Annotated in this window: 17 protein-coding genes; 6 read left to right on the forward strand and 11 right to left on the reverse strand. The window is 41.9% G+C overall.

All coding sequences use genetic code 11. The features are described from left to right. Window positions 1-1,068, reverse strand: a 1,068-nt coding sequence (locus tag HP439_RS11315; protein WP_172390447.1) for an Atu1372/SO_1960 family protein, incomplete at its 3' end; no start/stop codon positions are given. A gap of 67 nt (window positions 1,069-1,135) precedes the next feature. On the opposite strand from HP439_RS11315, the gene HP439_RS11320 reads away from it, so the two are divergent. Beyond that, window positions 1,136-1,942 carry an AraC family transcriptional regulator gene (locus HP439_RS11320; protein WP_172390448.1) on the forward strand — a complete coding sequence of 269 codons (807 nt, stop codon included), beginning with the start codon at window positions 1,136-1,138 and terminating at the stop codon, window positions 1,940-1,942. A gap of 283 nt (window positions 1,943-2,225) precedes the next feature. Here the strand turns inward: HP439_RS11320 and trhO are convergent, their stop codons facing one another. The 4 genes from trhO to HP439_RS11340 all read right to left on the reverse strand — a co-directional run bounded on the left by trhO (window position 2,226) and on the right by HP439_RS11340 (window position 5,323). Beyond that, window positions 2,226-3,212 carry an oxygen-dependent tRNA uridine(34) hydroxylase TrhO gene (trhO, locus tag HP439_RS11325; RefSeq protein WP_172390461.1) on the reverse strand — a complete coding sequence of 329 codons (987 nt, stop codon included), beginning with the start codon at window positions 3,210-3,212 and terminating at the stop codon, window positions 2,226-2,228. 93 nt (window positions 3,213-3,305) lie between these two features. Next, a complete protein-coding gene (locus HP439_RS11330; RefSeq protein WP_216657830.1) occupies window positions 3,306-3,542 on the reverse strand; it encodes a DUF3820 family protein in 237 nt (78 codons plus the stop codon). Next, window positions 3,523-4,281, reverse strand: a complete 759-nt coding sequence (locus tag HP439_RS11335; protein ID WP_172390449.1) for a glycosyltransferase family 2 protein — start codon at window positions 4,279-4,281, stop codon at window positions 3,523-3,525. Before HP439_RS11335 ends, HP439_RS11330 begins: the two co-directional genes overlap by 20 nt. A 136-nt stretch (window positions 4,282-4,417) precedes the next feature. Further along, the gene (locus HP439_RS11340) at window positions 4,418-5,323 is read right to left on the reverse strand and encodes a glycosyltransferase (protein ID WP_172390450.1); all 906 of its coding nucleotides are present in this window, start codon (window positions 5,321-5,323) and stop codon (window positions 4,418-4,420) included. 113 nt (window positions 5,324-5,436) lie between these two features. Here HP439_RS11340 and HP439_RS11345 point away from each other — a divergent pair, with 113 nt between their 5' ends. Genes HP439_RS11345 through HP439_RS11355 form a run of 3 tightly spaced genes read left to right on the forward strand, consistent with a single transcriptional unit; the run spans window position 5,437 to window position 9,347 of the window. Continuing rightward, window positions 5,437-6,888: a lipopolysaccharide biosynthesis protein gene (locus HP439_RS11345; protein ID WP_172390451.1), complete on the forward strand. Its 1,452-nt coding sequence runs from the start codon at window positions 5,437-5,439 to the stop codon at window positions 6,886-6,888. A gap of 1 nt (window position 6,889) precedes the next feature. Continuing rightward, complete coding sequence (locus HP439_RS11350; protein ID WP_172390452.1) at window positions 6,890-8,251, forward strand: asparagine synthetase B family protein; 1,362 nt, start codon at window positions 6,890-6,892, stop codon at window positions 8,249-8,251. After that, a complete protein-coding gene (locus HP439_RS11355; protein ID WP_172390453.1) occupies window positions 8,241-9,347 on the forward strand; it encodes a CapA family protein in 1,107 nt (368 codons plus the stop codon). Before HP439_RS11350 ends, HP439_RS11355 begins: the two co-directional genes overlap by 11 nt. 95 nt (window positions 9,348-9,442) lie before the next feature. Here the strand turns inward: HP439_RS11355 and HP439_RS11360 are convergent, their stop codons facing one another. The 4 genes from HP439_RS11360 to HP439_RS11375 all read right to left on the reverse strand — a co-directional run bounded on the left by HP439_RS11360 (window position 9,443) and on the right by HP439_RS11375 (window position 13,432). Beyond that, the gene (locus HP439_RS11360; RefSeq protein WP_172390454.1) at window positions 9,443-10,186 is read right to left on the reverse strand and encodes a DeoR/GlpR family DNA-binding transcription regulator; all 744 of its coding nucleotides are present in this window, start codon (window positions 10,184-10,186) and stop codon (window positions 9,443-9,445) included. 32 nt (window positions 10,187-10,218) lie between these two features. Continuing rightward, a complete protein-coding gene (locus tag HP439_RS11365; RefSeq protein WP_172390455.1) occupies window positions 10,219-11,526 on the reverse strand; it encodes a hypothetical protein in 1,308 nt (435 codons plus the stop codon). 230 nt (window positions 11,527-11,756) lie between these two features. Beyond that, window positions 11,757-12,482, reverse strand: a complete 726-nt coding sequence (locus tag HP439_RS11370; protein ID WP_172390456.1) for a YebC/PmpR family DNA-binding transcriptional regulator — start codon at window positions 12,480-12,482, stop codon at window positions 11,757-11,759. Between the two features lie 11 nt (window positions 12,483-12,493). Next, on the reverse strand, window positions 12,494-13,432 hold the full coding sequence (locus tag HP439_RS11375; protein ID WP_172390457.1) for an NAD-dependent epimerase/dehydratase family protein: 939 nt from the start codon (window positions 13,430-13,432) through the stop codon (window positions 12,494-12,496). A gap of 873 nt (window positions 13,433-14,305) precedes the next feature. Between HP439_RS11375 and HP439_RS11380 the strand changes: the two genes are divergently transcribed. Further along, window positions 14,306-15,295, forward strand: coding sequence for an aspartate-semialdehyde dehydrogenase (locus tag HP439_RS11380; protein WP_172390458.1), 990 nt, complete (start codon window positions 14,306-14,308; stop codon window positions 15,293-15,295). 145 nt (window positions 15,296-15,440) lie between these two features. Here the strand turns inward: HP439_RS11380 and HP439_RS19615 are convergent, their stop codons facing one another. Continuing rightward, window positions 15,441-15,563 (reverse strand): hypothetical protein, encoded by a 123-nt coding sequence (locus HP439_RS19615; RefSeq protein ID WP_281358190.1) that lies wholly within the window; start codon window positions 15,561-15,563, stop codon window positions 15,441-15,443. A gap of 116 nt (window positions 15,564-15,679) precedes the next feature. Between HP439_RS19615 and HP439_RS11385 the strand changes: the two genes are divergently transcribed. Beyond that, window positions 15,680-15,880: a hypothetical protein gene (locus HP439_RS11385; RefSeq protein WP_172390459.1), complete on the forward strand. Its 201-nt coding sequence runs from the start codon at window positions 15,680-15,682 to the stop codon at window positions 15,878-15,880. A gap of 56 nt (window positions 15,881-15,936) precedes the next feature. Here the strand turns inward: HP439_RS11385 and HP439_RS11390 are convergent, their stop codons facing one another. Continuing rightward, window positions 15,937-16,929: a Kelch repeat-containing protein gene (locus HP439_RS11390; RefSeq protein WP_172390460.1), complete on the reverse strand. Its 993-nt coding sequence runs from the start codon at window positions 16,927-16,929 to the stop codon at window positions 15,937-15,939. Window positions 16,930-17,038: the final 109 nt, after the last annotated feature.

The raw sequence follows: 17,038 nt of genomic DNA on the forward strand, positions 1-17,038 counted from the left end.
AGCATGTTTGCCTTTTTCATCAAAAACTTCCCCAATTAGATTTGATGCTACATTCATAAGATCAGCATGCTTGGAATATTCATCGGTAGTATTGAAAATACCCGTCAACTGTACACAGCGTTTTACACGATTTAAGTTGCCGTCCACAGCATCGTTTAGCACCGCAAGAATGTTGAGCATAGTTATTCTTGTCGCTTCTTTCACCTGCTCTTCTGTCACATCTTTTCCAAGTTTTCCTGGATGTAAAATTTTCCCGTCTTTTAAAGCAACTTGATTTATGAATACCAGATTTCCGGACCGTACGTACGGCTGATAATTCCCCGCAGGCATTGGAACTAAGGGTAAAGTAATCTGTTTTTCCTTTAAGACAGCATTGACATCCCTTGTTTGCGTGCTGTCTTTAGCAATCTTTCTAAAAAACGTGCCTTTCAATGCTCGTGCTACCTTTGCGAAGTTTTCTCCCTGTAATTGAGCTAAGCGACGTTCACTTTGACTTGGACGAGCTACGTTCTTTAACGAGGCAAGGCTTGTAGTACCTAAGACGGAGTTCCCTTGGGGAATTGTTTTATCTATTTCTTCGTATCCCCGGATACCGTTGGACACCAGTACCATACCATGAACGGAAAGGCTGTTCCAAAATGACTGCAGGGCTAATTCTCTCCCTGCCCCGCTTCCTGCTGACATGAATACCATTGCAGGCATCCCTTCGAGGGCATGATTAGTCCATAGATCAACTGTTTGGGACAAGAACTCGCTCATCCCTGTACTGATATTTCCAAAATATACAGGAGATCCAAAAGCTATCCCATCATAGGTAGCCAGTTCATCCACGGTAGCAACAGGTATGTCCTTTAGTTTGGGATGTGAAGAAGCTTTCACCTGTTTTATTACTGCTTGAGCATTATCTTTACTCTCAATGCCTTTTGCTACCTCCTTCGCCAATTGGTAGGTCCCACCTTGGTCAGAATAAAAAAGAACCAATATTTTTGCTGTCTGCTCTTGTGCTCTTGTTTTGTCTGAAAGTGTTAGGGCAAAAATTCCAATCAAGATTATACAAAGTTTATTCATTCTAATTACTATTTTTATTAAGAACAAAGGTACGGCTACCATTTTTATTAAATTTGCCAAAAAGTATATGCAGAACGCCAATATAAAATGTGGACAGATTGAAACAAGGAAAGGGCAGTACTTAGACGATATTTCAAAAAATGCTTATGTGTGGCATGAAAAAAACTGGAAACATGATGATTATGGACACCAGCATAAGCGTGCACAACTGACCTACGTGGAGGAAGGATACCAATATTTCCATATCAACAAGCATATCTTCCTTGTGCCGCAAAACCACGTAATCTGGGTACCGCCTGGTATAGAGCACCGGATAACGTCAGAGGCAAAAACAGTAGATTTAACGGTTGTACTCTACAAATCAGTTCCGGAAAATGATTTTTTTCATAAAATACAAGTTTTCTCAGCGCCCCCAGTTTTAAAAGAGATGCTAAAACATGCCATCAAATGGAGTCAGTGGTTGGAAGAAGACGAAGAACAAGCTATTTTTCTTCAGGCTATTTTGATAAGTATTCCGAGTTTTTGTAAGGGAAGTAACTATCTGCAAGTTCCCGTGCCGACTGACATACGTTTACTCCCTGTATGTGATTATCTAAACAGCAATTTCGTACATAAACTAAACTTAGCAAGATTAGCTGAAACAGCAAAACTGTCAGTACGTACCCTACAACGAATTTTTAAACAAGAAACAGGAATTACCCTACAAAAATATGTCCAGTTAATCCGTATACTGAAAAGCATCGAAATGATGGACACAAAACGATACAACCTCAGTCAGATAGCATTTTCTGTCGGCTATAAAAGTCTCTCGGCCTACACAGCGTCTTATTTTTCGGTAATGAAATCCAGTCCAAAATTAAGAAAATGTAATTAATCAAAAATAAAGACTTGCGTCTGACGGTTGAATGTAATCTAATTAAGCAGTAGTTATATTAACAATGCTGGCGAAAAGGAATCGACAGCCCTGTTGCTGCGAGATGGAGCTGCGAATTTTAAGGACTAGTTTTCGTTCAACACGATCTTCTCTAGTGGGCAAAATCGAACGATGTTTTTATAGTTATATAAATTAACTAAATGGCTATATCTTGGTTTCGCCCTTCTTTTTCGCCTAAAAAGGCAATAAAAATCCCCGGCCTGAGGGCCGGGGAATGGATTTTTTATATCATGTCAGCCGATTTCGGCGGGAAATTCTTGTGTTTACGCTTACTTATCTTTTCTTGGTTAATTGGTTGCGGTACCTTAACGTAATAGCCCGTTCCGTCGTATTGACGTTTTCGCGGATGCTCCATACATACAGTAGAACAACAGCCTTCCAGCTTCTCTCCACACTCATCACATTGGGTGAAATGCTCGTTACACTCTGGATTTGCGCAGTTAATCATTTTCGCGGTTACCGTCCCGCAGTTGCGGCATGTTGACACGATGGAGGGGTTCACTGAATTAACAGGGACACTCACCCTATTGTCAAAGACGTAACATTCTCCTTCGAAATCTTTACCACCAGCTTCTTTGCCATATTTGATAATTCCACCATGTAGTTGGTATACATCTTCAAAACCTTCTTTTAAGAGCAGAGCTGATGCTTTTTCACATTTTATGCCGCCCGTACAGTAGGTTAGTATCTTTTTGCCTTTATACTGTTCTAGCTCCTTTACTTTCTCGGGAAATTCACGGAAGTTTTCGATATCTAAGGTAAGTGCATTCTTGAAATGCCCTACATTATGCTCGTAATTGGAGCGTACGTCCAGTATAACCACATCATCGCGGTCTTTCATTTCCATGAATTCGGTCGGCTCAAGATGTTTCCCCGTTTGCTTATTGGGATCGATTACCTTTGGATCGCGTAAACCAGAGTGTACTATTTCTGGTTTGTAACGGCAGTGCATCTTAATGAAAGAGGGCTCTTGTACCTCGTCGATTTTGAAATCTGTTTTTACAAAGCGAGGGTCGGCGTGGACAGCGTCCATATACTGTTTACAAGCCTCCTCGGTTCCAGAAACCGTCCCATTAAGCCCTTCTTCGGCGACAATAATCCGTCCTACAAGGTCAAGAGATTTACAAAATTCAAGGTGTTCCAGAGCAAATTGCTCGGCATTATCGATAGGGCTGTAACAATAATACAGCAGTGTTTGGTATGTATTCATATTCATTGATACCGCTGCAAACGGCGTTTAATGCGTTTAAATTATAATAATGGTGCAAAGTTACATAAAAAAATGAACCGAAAAGAGCGGGTATCACTTTTTGATGAGGGGGCGTAGTAGATATTCCAAGCCGTTAAGTTTTATCTCATAAAGTGTTGCCAATTGCATGCCCAGTTTTCCTGCGGGGAACCCTTTGCGATGATACCATACCAGGTATGGCTCGGGAAGAGCAACAAGAGACCATCCTTGGTATTTCCCAAAGGGCATTTTCGCGTTCGCTAGCTCTACGAGCATCTGGTTCTGCAGGTCGTTAGTCTCTTGTTTTTCCATGTGATATCCTGTGTAATGCTAATCGGAGGGCAATTACTCCGTGATTGAATAGGTTCGGCAGTGTGCCATAATATTTTTTGAAGATATTGTAACGTTCCAATAAGCTCTGTTTATGACGCTGTTGCGACATGCCCCCCACCAGGTATTTGGCGACATATTTGTCGACGTATACGATCTTCGATGCTTTTTTCGCGGCGCGAATTATCCAGTCGATATCGGCACTCAATTGATAATGCGTGTCGTACGGTTCGGCGATTGACCGCTTAATATATATCGCTTGATGGCAGATATTCATCCCATAGCGAAAGGATTTCCAATTGAATGTAGAAGGCGCTTTGTGTCGACGATCTCCAAGTATGTTACGTTCCTGATCGACGAGCTTGGTCTTTCCGTAGTAAATATCGGCATCGTCGCCTCTACAAAAGATGTCTGTTAGTGTATTTTCATTAAAAAGCTCATCTCCGGAGTTAAGGAACAGGACATAATCACCTGTAGCTCTGGCGAGACCTTTGTTCATCGCATCATATATGCCGTTGTCTTTCTCGCTGAGGAGTACATTAACATGCTGTCTGTTTGCTTTAATCACGTCCATCGTTCCATCTGTTGATAAACCGTCGATCACGATATATTCTATATTGGGGTAGCTCTGGCAAGCGACAGAGGCGATCGTATATTCGATTTCGTTCACATTATTGAACACAATCGTGATAATGGATATTTTTGGAAGGTGATTATGCATACGTATCTGCAAAAGTACGAATTAGGCGACGAGAAATGCGAACTGGTCAACTCGTTATTAATATTAAATTGCTATCCAAGAGAAGTTAGTCGTGCTGGTCAAACTATTGGAGCAGATAGATCTTTGATAAAGATTATTATTTCCTTCCCCATTTTTTTATGAAGTAGCGAATAAGGCGTTCGATAAACGGTCCTTTACGAGTCGTAAAAAAGAGTTTTATGGCGGCGTAGGCATTTTGATTTTCTTCGATCTCTTCCGGAAAGTATTTAACGCGCGATTGCGCGAGTTCAACCCGATAAGCATCGTCTAGGTCAGAATGTGTTCCGCTACCGTCTGTTCCTAGGTTTTGAACCATTGAGAAACGAGGATAGAGTACCAGGCCATTGTTATTGAATACCGATAGATACCATCGTATTGCCCAGGAATTTATTTTTCCGGCTTTATATTCTTTTACTTGCTTCCAAAAATTTTCTTTACCGTCTATGCTGAACCGTTTTTTATCTTTACGAGTGAAATCCTTGGTAAGTTCGTTGATGTCTGGATTAAACCGATCCCATGCGGATTTCCATGTTGCCCACCCCCAAGAGTTAGCAACACGGAAGAAGAAAGATTTTGGCAACCGCCGGGGATGTTGTACAGGATACATATAACCGCTTATTTCCATCACGCGCTCGTTATGCTCGTAGCGTTCTAATGCATCGTTGAAGTATGTTAGTGCCCAAGGGGAGGTCTCTAGATCATCTTCTAAGACAATGATACGACCGTGTTTGTTTATGATTTTGGTCACTCCGTCGATGACGTTTCCTGCTAAGCCGAGGTTGTGTTTACGTTCAATAATTGTGATGTGTTTGAAAGCCCAGGGCTCGCGAATTATGGAGCGAACAGCATTGACGGGCTCAACGGCGTTGGCATTTTTGGGGCCGTCTGAAACGATATAAAGTAACGATTGCGAGGCTAATAAGTTTTTTTCCAACGCCATCAATACTTTTCGAGTATGCTTAGGGCGATTATATACAAATAAGACGATTGGTGCTATCTCCATATATGATTCCTCTGAAGGCAAAGATAGGATTAATTCTTCTAATGGCCTGTTTTCCTTTGGTTTTCTCGCTCCTGTATCGCTATCTTTGTTACCTTAGATTTGTATCAATTTTAATGAGCGAAAATACCAAACAACATACCCTTAAAGGCTTGTTTTGGAATGCTATTGACCGTTTTGGCAATCAGCTTATCACGACCATTGTAGGGATTATTGTGGCAAGGGTACTCGATCCTAGTGATTTTGGTGTGGTGGGGGTGCTTGTAATTTTTTCTACTGTGTCTACCGCATTTGTCGATAGTGGCCTTGCAACCTCTTTGGTACGGGCGCAGGAGATAAAGGACAAGGACTACTCGACAATGTTTGCTTTTAACTTGCTGGTGTCCATTTTTTTATATCTTGTATTGTTTTTTTCTGCTCCGGCAATAGAGCGGTTTAATGATATTCCCGGTTTAGCGGTATATGCAAGGGTAATGTTTTTGCAGCTGTTGATTCACGCGTTCGGTATTGTGCAATACGTGAAGCTGTTAAAGAGCTTCTCTTTTCAGGCGACAGCGCGGATTAATGTATTTGCAATTCTTTTTTCGGGTATCATTGTTGTCTGTCTGGCTGTGACTGGTTTTGGGGTATGGGCTTTGCTGCTACAGCCTGTTCTATATTCGTTAAGCAGGACGGTGCTTCTTTGGGTTTGGGGAGATTGGAAATTAGACTTAAGCTTCTCAAAGGAATCATTGAACCGCCACCTTTCCTTTTCGCTGTCTTTTATGGTTGGTAGTATGTTGAGTAAGATATTTTCACCGATGTATTATTCTTTTATTGGTAAACATTTTACAACAAGCCTAACCGGTATTTACTATCAGGCAAATAAGTGGGGAGAAACACCGAACCTTTTACTGTCCAGTATTGTTCAAGGCACAACGCTCGCTACCCTTGCTCCAATTCAGCACGATTTCCCTCGCTTTTTAAATGCCTGCCGTAAGTCGGTCCGGTCGTTAGCATTCGTTTTATTCCCAGTGAGCTTCTGTGCTATCCTAGTCGCTGAACCGGCGTTTGTGTACTTTTTAGGGGAGAAGTGGCGCCATTCCATTTTGTTTTTCCAAGTATTATGCTTTGCTGGAATTTTCATTTCCTTAGCTGATATGAATGTGAACTTTCTAAATATTAAAGGCCGCTCGAGACTTACATTGTGGCTGGAAGTTTTCAAGATAGGTTTGGCGGGAATGGTGCTCTGGTTCACCTATAAACATGGGATCCTTTATATCGTGTGCGGGCAGCTTGGCATACGCCTGTTGTTCTTCTTTGTTAGCACTTTTTTAAGCGGACGCGTTTATGGTTTTAAAATTGGTTTGCAGCTGAAAGATTTGTTGCCTGCGTTCTTTTTAAGTGTGATAGCATTTTTAGTTGGTTGTGTTCCCTTGTATTTGTTCCCGCAGATTGGAGATTTGTTAATTTTTTTATTGCAAGGATTGTTGTTCTTTGCTGTATATATTGTGTGTAGTCATCTATTTAAAAATGAAATATGGCTGGAGCTTTTTGAGTTATTCAAAAAGAAGATAAGCAAAACGTGATATGGAAGTTGCTAGAGGAAATTGGGTAGGTTTTGGAACTGTATTTTATAATTTAAAATCGGGGAAGTATTCCAAAAACATTAATGAAGTAATTGACCATAGGAATCTCGAGATTGACCGGGAAGGGTTGGCCGCGTATTTAGATTTCGGCTATTCTGTTTTTGGACGCACGCCGGTGAAAGACGTTCGATACTTATTGCCAGGTGAGTTTTTAGTACTGCAGGACGACAACCTTTCGGTACGTCAAGGGGAAGATACAACGCTAAGAAAGCTCGGTATACCCTCCAGAGTAGAGGATGTGCTGGGACTGCTCGAAAACAGCGTGAATAACTGGGCGTCATCCTTTTCCGAGGATATTTTGATACCGACCAGTGGCGGGTTCGATTCGCGGTTACTTAACGTGCTAACGGCTGATAAGGAGCGTATACATTCCTATACCTATGGCACGTCATACCATCAAAATAAATCGCGTGAGGCGGTATACGCAAGTGAGCTGTCTAAAAAGCTAGGCACTTATTGGAAAAGGATCGATTTAGGGAAGTTTAACCAATATATTCCGGATTGGTACGGTAAGTTTGGGCCTGCTGTTGCGGCCTCAGGGACCTACCATATGGAATTCTATAAAAAGATCAAACATAACGAACAAGATAGAAAATTAGGTCTGCTCAGCGGCATAATCGGTGATGCCTGGGCGGGAGCGGTCAATGTTCCCCCGGTGACGGGACCGGCAGAATATATAAAGTTAGGTTATACGCACGGCATGAGCGCTGACTCCTCGCGTGCGATAAATGCTAGTTATAAAGAGCTAGCCGAGCAAGCGTATGAAAGGAATCGTGATCATTTGGATATTCCGGAATTCCGAATTATTACTGCTATGCGCACGAAGATGATGTTGTTACAGTATCTTATTTCGGTACCAGAAGAAGAAGGATTCTTCGGATATTCACCTTTCATCGACGAAGATATATCGCTCGCTACACTTAATTTACCGATTTACGAGCGCCAGGGTAGAAAGTGGCAGCGCGATTATTTTCGTGATCGAGGATTACTGTTCGAAGAACAGAAGCATGACTATACCTATCAAAACTCGTTAAATTACGATGCCTTAAGGCACGAAACACTTGATCCACTAAATGTCAAGCTGCTAAGAGAAGTATTTCGTGAAGAATATATCCACTGGATAAATGCAGAACTAGCAGATATGGGGATGAGTGAACGCGTCTTTCAGCGTTTGATGCATACGCCTAAGGTGAAAGAGGTACTTAAGCTTGCCGGATTTAAGAACAAGCTGATATCCGCATATTTTGCGTATATTACGATTAAACCTATTGAGATACTTTTAGAAAAACGGAATGCCTCATAAGTTACTTTTTACCGGTGATGTTGTTTTAGCGTCTAAACCTGAATTTTCCGCAGCGTTTCAGGAGCTATTTGATGGTCAGCATATACGATGCTGCAACTTCGAGGCTCCTTTGGAAGGTATAGGCGCGCCCATTCGAAAGACGGGACCGCTAGTTAATCAGAGTGCTCTAGCTGCCGAGTGGTTAAAAGAACTTGGCTTCGACCTGTTTGCTATTGCAAACAATCACATTGCAGACTATGGTTCCCAGGCGCTTCTGAATACACGAGAAAGGCTTGGAGATCGATGTACGTTTGGAGCAGGTACGCGTGAAGAAGCTTACCAGATGTTGGTTCGTGAAATACAGGGCGTGAAATATGGTTTTGTGGCCTATGCGGAGAACGGATATGGGGCATTAAGTGAGGATCAGGAAGTAGGCTATGCTTGGGTAAATCATAAACGAATAACGGCCGACCTTAAAAACTTTAAAGAACAGGTAGACTTGCTTATTGTACAAGTCCACGCAGGTGTTGAGATGGTCGAGGTACCAATACCGGAATGGCGTGAACGTTATCGGCAGCTTGTCGATAGCGGCGCGGATGCTGTTGTGGCACACCACCCGCACGTTTTGCAGGGGATGGAATACTATAAGGAAAAACCTATCTTTTACAGCCTAGGGAATTTCTATTTTGACGGAATCTCAAATAGAGATGACTGGAAGATCGGGGGAGCATTGGAGTTAAGGGCAGAGTCGGGTAAGATTACGGGTTATACAATGCATGTTATTGAGAAATCAGGAACGCTTGTGTCGCTGATGGAGGAAGGGCGCGCGGACAATCTTTTCGCTAGCCTGAATGCAAAACTGGGCGATGAAACCGCGTATCTCGCCTACGTCGATAAGATAGCGGAACAGCAGTGGAAGAATCATCATATACAATACTATCAAAAAGGGATCAATGGTTTAGTTGTTTATAACCTTAAGGCTATCGCTAAGCATTTCAAAAGGTTGATTTTTAACCGTGGAGTGGACTATAGTATGCTTTGGCATAATACCATGATCGAGAGTAATCTCTGGATAGTTCAAAGAGCTATCAAGAAGATTAATCGAGAGAGGGAATAACCTAAGGGGCCTTCCTACTAAAAAGACTCAATTTCTAAAGCAAATATTCTGTTGATTTAGAAATTGAGTCGATTAAAGCTTTTCTCTAAATAAGCTTAAATTATCTTTACGAAGTTCGAGAATTCTTTTAATTTGGGATGGTTAGCATCCAAATCCGTTACCAAGTAAGTAACGTCGCGTAGTGGTGCGACGCGCATTTTCTGGTTCGAGTTTAACTTCTCTGTAATCGAAAGGATAGCTAGGCTCTTTGAACTTTTTATCATTGCACGTTTAATCTGTACTACTTCCCAATCCGAATCTGTGATTCCTTCGTCGAGTGACAAGCTGTTTGTTCCCAGCAGGCAAAGATCGACACGTAAATCCGAGAGTTCATTTATGACTTGTGATCCTGTGACAATATTAGTATTGCGGGATAGCTTTCCACCAATTAGAATAACCTCTATGTTTTCTTTTTCGGCTAGTTCTAGGGCCACTAGAGGGCTGATTGTAAAGAAGGTGCATTGAATGTCGCTTGGTACCAGACGGGCTAGCTCAATCATCGTTGTTCCTCCTCCCACAAGGACGGTCATCCCGGTTTGAATTAAGGAAATAGCTTTCTTTGCAATCTCTTTTTTAGATTCTTTGGCATAAACATTTCCCTCCTGAAACGGAAATTGGAACGATTTGGAGAGCGCTCCTCCGTATACCTTTAATACCTGACCATTTTCTGCTAGTTCATTTAGATCTCTACGTATCGTATCTTCCGAGACATTTAGCTGTACACTAAGGTCCGAAGACAAAACTTTGTTATGTAAGTTTATCTGGTGAATGATATAGGCTTGTCTTTCTTCCTTTAACATAAGTCTATTGATTAGTGGATTATAATACTGTTTTAGTTTGAATCGTTTTGATCCTCTCTAGGTTTTTGTTTTGTTATTCCCGCTTTAAAGCGCGGTTTGAAGCCCGTTGGTTTAGCGGACTGTAACGTTTGCGCATCTTTCTCTTCCAGCGGTGCTTGACTTTCGTCTGTTTTTTCGGCTTTCTGTTCGTTCGGCTCTGCAGGTTTTGTGACACCAGCTCTAAAACGTGGTTTAAACCCAGCGGGCTTGCTAACTATCGGCTGTTCGCCGGGCAGCTCACTTTCGTCCAGTTTTTCGGCTTTCTGTTCGTTCGGCTCTGCAGGTTTTGTGACACCAGCTCTAAAACGTGGTTTAAACCCAGCGGGCTTGCTAACTATCGGCTGTTCGCCGGGCAGCTCACTTTCGTCCAGTTTTTCGGCTTTCTGTTCGTTCGGCTCTGCAGGTTTTGTGACACCAGCTTTAAAACGTGGTTTAAACCCAGCGGGCTTGCTAACTATCGGCTGTTCGCCGGGCAGCTCGCTTTCGTCCAGTTTTTCGGCTTTCTGTTCGTTCGGCTCTGCAGGTTTTGTGACGCCGGCTTTAAAACGTGGTTTAAACCCAGCAGGCTTGCTAACTATCGGCTGTTCTTCCGGCAGCTCGGTTTCATCTAGGTTTTGGGCTTTCTGTTCGTTCGGCTCTGCAGGTTTTGTGACGCCAGCTTTAAAACGTGGTTTAAATCCAGCGGGCGGGCTTGCTATCGGCTGTTCGCCAGGCAGCTCGGTTTCATCCGTTTTATTGGCCTTCTGATCGTTTGGTACTGCAGATTTTGCTATACCTGCTTTAAAGCGAGGTTTAAATCCAGCAGGCTTGCTTGCTGCTGGCGCTGCAGCATGTGGCTGTTCTGTTGTTTCCGGCTTATCTGCGTTTTCTTGGCTTGGCTCTTCCGAGTTCGTTGCACCAGTTTTGAACCTAGGCTTAAAGCCAGCCAGCTTGCTCGCTGCCGGTTGTTCTTCCCCTTGCTCAGCTTTGTCAGTCTCGATTCCTCGATCAACTGGGACTGGCGTAGGTCCACCAGCTTTAAACCGTGGTTTGAATCCACTTGGAGCCGCGGTGGTTGCCGCCTTGGCCGAATCGGAAACCACAGAAGGTGCGATCTTGGATTCTGCTTTTGCAATTGGTGGGGCATCTAGATGATACTTTTTGCGGAGCGCGTTGAACCAGAATTTCTTCGTGTGATCGAAACTTTTCTCTCCCATTTGGGCATAATGATTCTTAAACTCTTCGTAAAGAGCTTGATCTGCTGCTTGGAGTAGAGAAAGGTCTATTTTCTTTTTAGTAAAGAATTCTTCGAACGTCTGCATTATTAGGTGATAAATTTAGGAAATATAACTAACAACCACATGACTTTTATCCCGAAAGAGACGGGAAGATTTGTTTTTTCTCAAATTTGCCATGAGTTTCTACCTATTACTAGCGTATGGATACGGCTGATTTATTCGTGGTGTAGCATTTGCCTCTAAGATCCAGAGCCCTGATGGTCCCTGTGGGGGGATAAAATAAAGCGAGTGATCCCACTCGCTTTATTTTGTTGTTAGTCCATGTTATGATAGACCGCTTGGACATCGTCGTCCTCTTCAATCTTATCGATCATTTTTAGGACGTCTGCTGCTTGTTCTTCGTTTAAAGAGGTGTGTGATAGCGCTATACGCTCTAATTTTGCCTCTTTTACTTCGATGCCTTTTTCTTCCAGCAGGCTTTGCATGTTTCCGAAATCTTCAAAGGAGGTTTGTAACACAACGACATCGTTGCCTTCTTCATCTTCTTCTACGTATAACTCTTCAAGACCTCCGTCGATCAGTTCGAGTTCTAATTCTTCGATATCTGTATCCTCTACTGCTAGGAAGCGGAAAATTGATTTACGCTGGAATATAAAATCTAACGATCCCGTCTTCCCGAGTGATCCGCCCGCTTTTGTAAAATAGCTCCGTATGTTTGCTACTGTACGGTTGGTATTATCGGTTGCGGTTTCTATCAATACAGGTGCACCATGAGGGCCGTAGCCTTCGTACACGTATTCTTCGTATCCCTTAGCATCTTTCTCAGACGCACGTTTTATCGCTGCTTCAACACGATCTTTAGGCATATTTACAGCTTTCGCATTTTGGATCGCTGTACGCAGGCGTGAGTTGTTTTCTGGGTGAGGTCCGTTTTCTTTTACCGCTATGGCAATTTCTTTCCCTAAACGTGTAAACTGCACGGCCATTTTAGCCCAGCGTTTAAATTTTCTTTCTTTCCTAAATTCAAAGGCTCTACCCATTTTTGTTTGTTTTATTTTAGATTTTCGATCATGTCTTTCGTCATGGCCTGTAAATCAAAAGTTGGCTTCCAGTTCCAGTCTTTCCGCGCCGTCGAATCGTCGATGCTTGCTGGCCAGGAGTCTGCGATTGCTTGACGAGGGTCATTATCAACGTAAGACATCTCAAAATTAGGAAGAATTTTTTTAATTTCTTCTCCAATCTGGGCGGGAGTAAAAGAGACCCCAGCTAGATTATAACTTGAACGGATGGTTAGCTGTTCTTCAGGAGCGTCCATCAGGGCGATTGTTCCCCGAACAGCGTCATCCATATATAGCATTGGAAGCGCAGTGTTTTCGGATAGGAAACAGGTATATCTACCGCTTTTTAAAGCTTCAAAGAATATGTCAATGGCATAATCCGTTGTTCCTCCGCCTGGTGCCGTTTTCCAAGAAATAATCCCTGGGTAGCGTACGCTTCGGATATCCAAACCATATTTGTGATGGTAGTATTCGCAAAGGCGTTCACCGGCAAGTTTAGAGATGCCGTAGATGCTGTTTGGATCCATTATGCAGTATTGAGGTGTCTCTTTTTTCGGAGAATGCGGACCGAATACAGCGATGGAACTCGGCCAGAAAATCTTTTTGATACCAAGTTCTAACGAAAGATCTAGTACGTTCAGAAGGCCGTTCATATTAAGATCCCAAGCTTTCATTGGATATTGTTCCCCTGTAGCTGAAAGCATTGCGGCTAACAGATATATTTGTGTTGGTTTATATTTTTCAAGCAATGCTTTTAAAGCGGGCTTGTCTAGCACGTTTATCGTTTCGAAAATTTCTCCTTCCTTCGGATTTTTCGGTTCACGAAGGTCAGAGGTTATTACATTGTCTTTGCCAAATTTTTGGCGAAGGGCTGCGGCAAGTTCAGAACCGATCTGACCGTTTGCCCCAATCATAATTATACGCTCTTTCATCGCAGCAAAGATAGGTCATTTTTTATCTTTTTGTCAAGTATGGATAGGTGATCACCGTCGAGTAAAGACGCTGTTTTTCACGTATTAGCATAAGTTTTTTTTCCATTTTTTTTTTGAAAAATAGTTGGCTTTTTTGTGCTGAAATTTTATCCGTTAAAATCGATGATGGAGATCGCCTTTTCTCAAAGAATGCCCTTAGGATATTATTCAATCGGTTGACTATTCTTTATGTCTTCGTAAATCTTTGTCTCCATAGAGCAAAATTATCGCAAAGGTTGCGCTGTTTTGCTCGCTGAATTATGTGACTGCATCGATCTTTTGACGAAGAAAATTTGGCAATAAAAAAAATATATTTTTTTTTATATTTTTTTTATTTCGGCCGTTTTTGTCGCGAAAAGAACTTTAAAATTGGCCTTTTTCACGCGGATTTTTACTTTTTATTCAGTTTATATGGTCAATTTCCTGTGTCTTTTTGTTACATAAACGCCCAAGTTTGGAGTTCCTCATCATCTATTCTATTCGTTGATCTGTTCTTTTAGCAGCTGAATAGGATGATTATCTCCATCAGTTCCGTATTATATTTTGAATCGGTGCTATTTTAGCGAATCTACAATAATAATTCAGCATACGGAGAATATCTGATTTATTGTGTTTTTGTTGTTTGTTGCGAATCTACAAATAAATAACCCGTTTTGTTGATTATTTTATATAAAGGAGCTCTGTTTTTCGACAAATTTTAATATTATCTACTAAATTGGTGGTTGTTTTTCGGCGCGGATAAAAAAAGTTTCCGGTTTATTTTGTATGTTTGGCACTTTAGAATTTAAGTAATAAATTTTAAGTCGTATTTAATAACAAATTAACAATTAAACTATGAAAGTTGCAGTAGTAGGCGCAACAGGCCTTGTAGGGTCAGAAATCTTGACCGTTTTAGCGGAACGCAATTTCCCAGTAACAGAATTAATTCCAGTTGCTTCTGAAAGAAGTAAGGGTAAGGAAATCGAATTCAAGGGGAAGAAGTATAAGATTGTAACGCCAAGTGAAGCTATTGCATTGAATCCTCAGGTAGCATTATTTTCTGCGGGAGGTGGTACCTCTACAGAATTTGCTCCTCAATATGCTGCGGCTGGGATTACAGTAGTAGATAATTCTTCTGCATGGCGCATGGACCCGAGTAAGAAACTTGTCGTACCTGAGGTTAATGGCGATGTATTATCTGCTGAGGACAAAATTATAGCAAATCCTAATTGCTCGACGATTCAAATGGTGGTCGTTTTAAAGCCATTACACGACAAATATAAAATTAAGCGTGTGGTTGTTTCAACCTATCAGTCGGTAACTGGTACTGGTGTGAAAGCAGTCACTCAGCTTATGGATGAACGTGCTGGAAAGCAAGGAGAGAAAGCATATCCTTATGAAATCGATTTGAATGTTATCCCTCAGATCGATGTGTTCCAAGATAATGGATACACTAAAGAGGAAATGAAAATGATCTTAGAAACGAACAAGATTATGGGTGATGATTCTATCCGAGTTACGGCTACGACGGTGCGTATTCCTGTGATGGGAGGCCACTCGGAATCGGTAAATATTGAGTTTGAGAATGATTTTGACTTAGCAGAGGTTCGCGCACTTTTGGCTGATCAAGAGGGTGTTATCGTTGTTGATGATCCAGCTAACCTAAAGTATCCGATGCCTAAAGACGCGCATGGTAAGGATGAGGTACTTGTGGGACGTATACGCCGAGATGAATCTCAGGACAAAACGATTAACCTTTGGGTGGTAGCGGATAATCTCCGCAAAGGCGCTGCGACTAACGCAGTTCAAATTGCGGAGCTTTTAAACAAAAAAGGTTTATTGTAATAGCTCGACTAACTACCAATCAAGATTAAGGGCATCTGCCCGGATATTTTGTACATATAGTGAACAGGATTCTTCAGAATCCTGTTTTTCTTTGTGGTATTATACATACCATTGACACGTTTTCTAGAATGGCTCTCATATGAGCTTATTTACCGTTAATCGCCACTTCCTCCTTCTTTAACGGAAAGCTTAGTTTGGCTGTAGAGGCCGATAATGCCCCGTCGTAAAGTACTTTGCTGCTTACCAGACTCTCTTTTTTGGTACTCATGCTTCAACGCGTACGTCAGTATTCTCTTACAGATCTGTTCAGTATTATCTAGTTAGGATAGCAATCGTTGCACGTGGAAGCTGGCTAGCGTTATTTATGGTAGCCTCATCATGTAGATGACTCTGCTCGAAGATATCGTGAAAGGATCAGAGGAATTTTTCATCACGAAATATGGGGATCTACCACGCGGATTGTTTCTGGTGTCTTCCTATAGTGCCTTTGGGAAGATTCCAAGTCGTCTTGTTCTCATGCCAAATAGTGGCTCTTTGCTCAGTGAAGATGCACAGGTGTGCTGGTCAACAATTGAAAAAGAATAGGGCAACTCGTTTGGAGTTGCCCTATCTGGATATATTAAAAAAATCTTATTTTTCAATTATTCAGGTCTGAAAGCAAATGTGCTGTCAAATATGAACGATGAGTTAACTCCTGTAGTGATGTAACCCACGCCGTCAATCGCAAAACCAACTGCTTTTTCACGTGCATCTGTCGTAAGGGCTGTGCGGTCATCATTCCAAGTGTCGGATGATGGATCGTATTCGAACACAGAACTCGATATTGCAGTTCCAGATCTACCACTTACAACATACCCTTTGTTTCCAAGAACAAATGCAGCTGCATTATATTTTCTTGCATCGTACGTGTAATTGGCATCATCACGATTTAAATCGTTTAATGCTGTCCACGTCGTTCCATCAAATGAATAGAAATCTTCAGGGAGAGCGGAGCTGGTTGCGTTACCGCCACCAACATAAGCTTTGCCATCGATTACGAATGAAAAGGCGAATGCTTTTTTGTATTTAAACGGTACATTGATCTCCGTCCAGGTATCAGTTTTTGGATCATAACGGTAGAAGTCACTAAATTTAGCTTCTGTTTTCGTTGAGCCCAATCCTACGTATCCGTAACCGCCAATAGCAAAGGCTACAGCACCGTAACGAGCTTTTCCTGGGAAGTCAGCAATCTTTGTCCACTGTTTTGTTGCAGCGTTGTATTTGTAAAAATCTTGAAGATCTTCCGTTCCTGTCGAACCGGTTCCAACGAATCCATTTCCATCGATTGCAAAACCGACAGCCATTTGACGAGCGGCGCCTGGAAAGTCCGGAATGTCAGCCCATGTTTTTCCGTCAAATGCAGCACCATCGTTTACCACACCAACGTTCTTCACATATCCCCCGATGACGTAACCCTTTTTGTCTAACGTGAAGCCTGCAGCTCCGTTTCTAGGATCGTTCTTGAATACGATTGAACGAGTCCATTCTGTGCCTTCTTCCGGTGTTTCCTCATCATCGTCTTTACTACATGAACTGAACGAGGTAAAAGCAATTGCGCTGACTAGGATTAACAATAGCCAATTCTTCTTATTCATAAGATTACTTAAATTTAGTGTACAATATATTCAATTTAATTTTTGGTTTACCATTTTCCGTTGCCAGAAATGTGGTACTGAAACTATTAAACAGCTCCGTGCGATTATT

The organism is Sphingobacterium shayense (assembly GCF_013179575.1).
In the GTDB taxonomy this organism is placed as follows: Bacteria; Bacteroidota; Bacteroidia; order Sphingobacteriales; family Sphingobacteriaceae; genus Sphingobacterium; species Sphingobacterium shayense.

Bases quoted from the DNA above. Each gene is read 5' to 3' on its own strand.
- HP439_RS11365 (WP_172390455.1), bottom strand. From the start codon at position 11,526: ATGCAGACGTTCGAAGAATTCTTTACTAAAAAGAAAATAGACCTTTCT.
- HP439_RS11375 (WP_172390457.1), bottom strand. From the start codon at position 13,432: ATGAAAGAGCGTATAATTATGATTGGGGCAAACGGTCAGATCGGTTCT.
- trhO (WP_172390461.1), bottom strand. From the start codon at position 3,212: ATGAATACATACCAAACACTGCTGTATTATTGTTACAGCCCTATCGAT.
- HP439_RS11335 (WP_172390449.1), bottom strand. From the start codon at position 4,281: ATGCATAATCACCTTCCAAAAATATCCATTATCACGATTGTGTTCAAT.
- HP439_RS11380 (WP_172390458.1), top strand. From the start codon at position 14,306: ATGAAAGTTGCAGTAGTAGGCGCAACAGGCCTTGTAGGGTCAGAAATC.
- HP439_RS11340 (WP_172390450.1), bottom strand. From the start codon at position 5,323: ATGGAGATAGCACCAATCGTCTTATTTGTATATAATCGCCCTAAGCAT.
- HP439_RS11385 (WP_172390459.1), top strand. From the start codon at position 15,680: ATGACTCTGCTCGAAGATATCGTGAAAGGATCAGAGGAATTTTTCATC.
- HP439_RS11355 (WP_172390453.1), top strand. From the start codon at position 8,241: ATGCCTCATAAGTTACTTTTTACCGGTGATGTTGTTTTAGCGTCTAAA.
- HP439_RS19615 (WP_281358190.1), bottom strand. From the start codon at position 15,563: ATGAGTACCAAAAAAGAGAGTCTGGTAAGCAGCAAAGTACTTTACGAC.
- HP439_RS11330 (WP_216657830.1), bottom strand. From the start codon at position 3,542: ATGGAAAAACAAGAGACTAACGACCTGCAGAACCAGATGCTCGTAGAG.
- HP439_RS11320 (WP_172390448.1), top strand. From the start codon at position 1,136: ATGCAGAACGCCAATATAAAATGTGGACAGATTGAAACAAGGAAAGGG.
- HP439_RS11390 (WP_172390460.1), bottom strand. From the start codon at position 16,929: ATGAATAAGAAGAATTGGCTATTGTTAATCCTAGTCAGCGCAATTGCT.
- HP439_RS11370 (WP_172390456.1), bottom strand. From the start codon at position 12,482: ATGGGTAGAGCCTTTGAATTTAGGAAAGAAAGAAAATTTAAACGCTGG.
- HP439_RS11345 (WP_172390451.1), top strand. From the start codon at position 5,437: ATGAGCGAAAATACCAAACAACATACCCTTAAAGGCTTGTTTTGGAAT.
- HP439_RS11360 (WP_172390454.1), bottom strand. From the start codon at position 10,186: ATGTTAAAGGAAGAAAGACAAGCCTATATCATTCACCAGATAAACTTA.
- HP439_RS11350 (WP_172390452.1), top strand. From the start codon at position 6,890: ATGGAAGTTGCTAGAGGAAATTGGGTAGGTTTTGGAACTGTATTTTAT.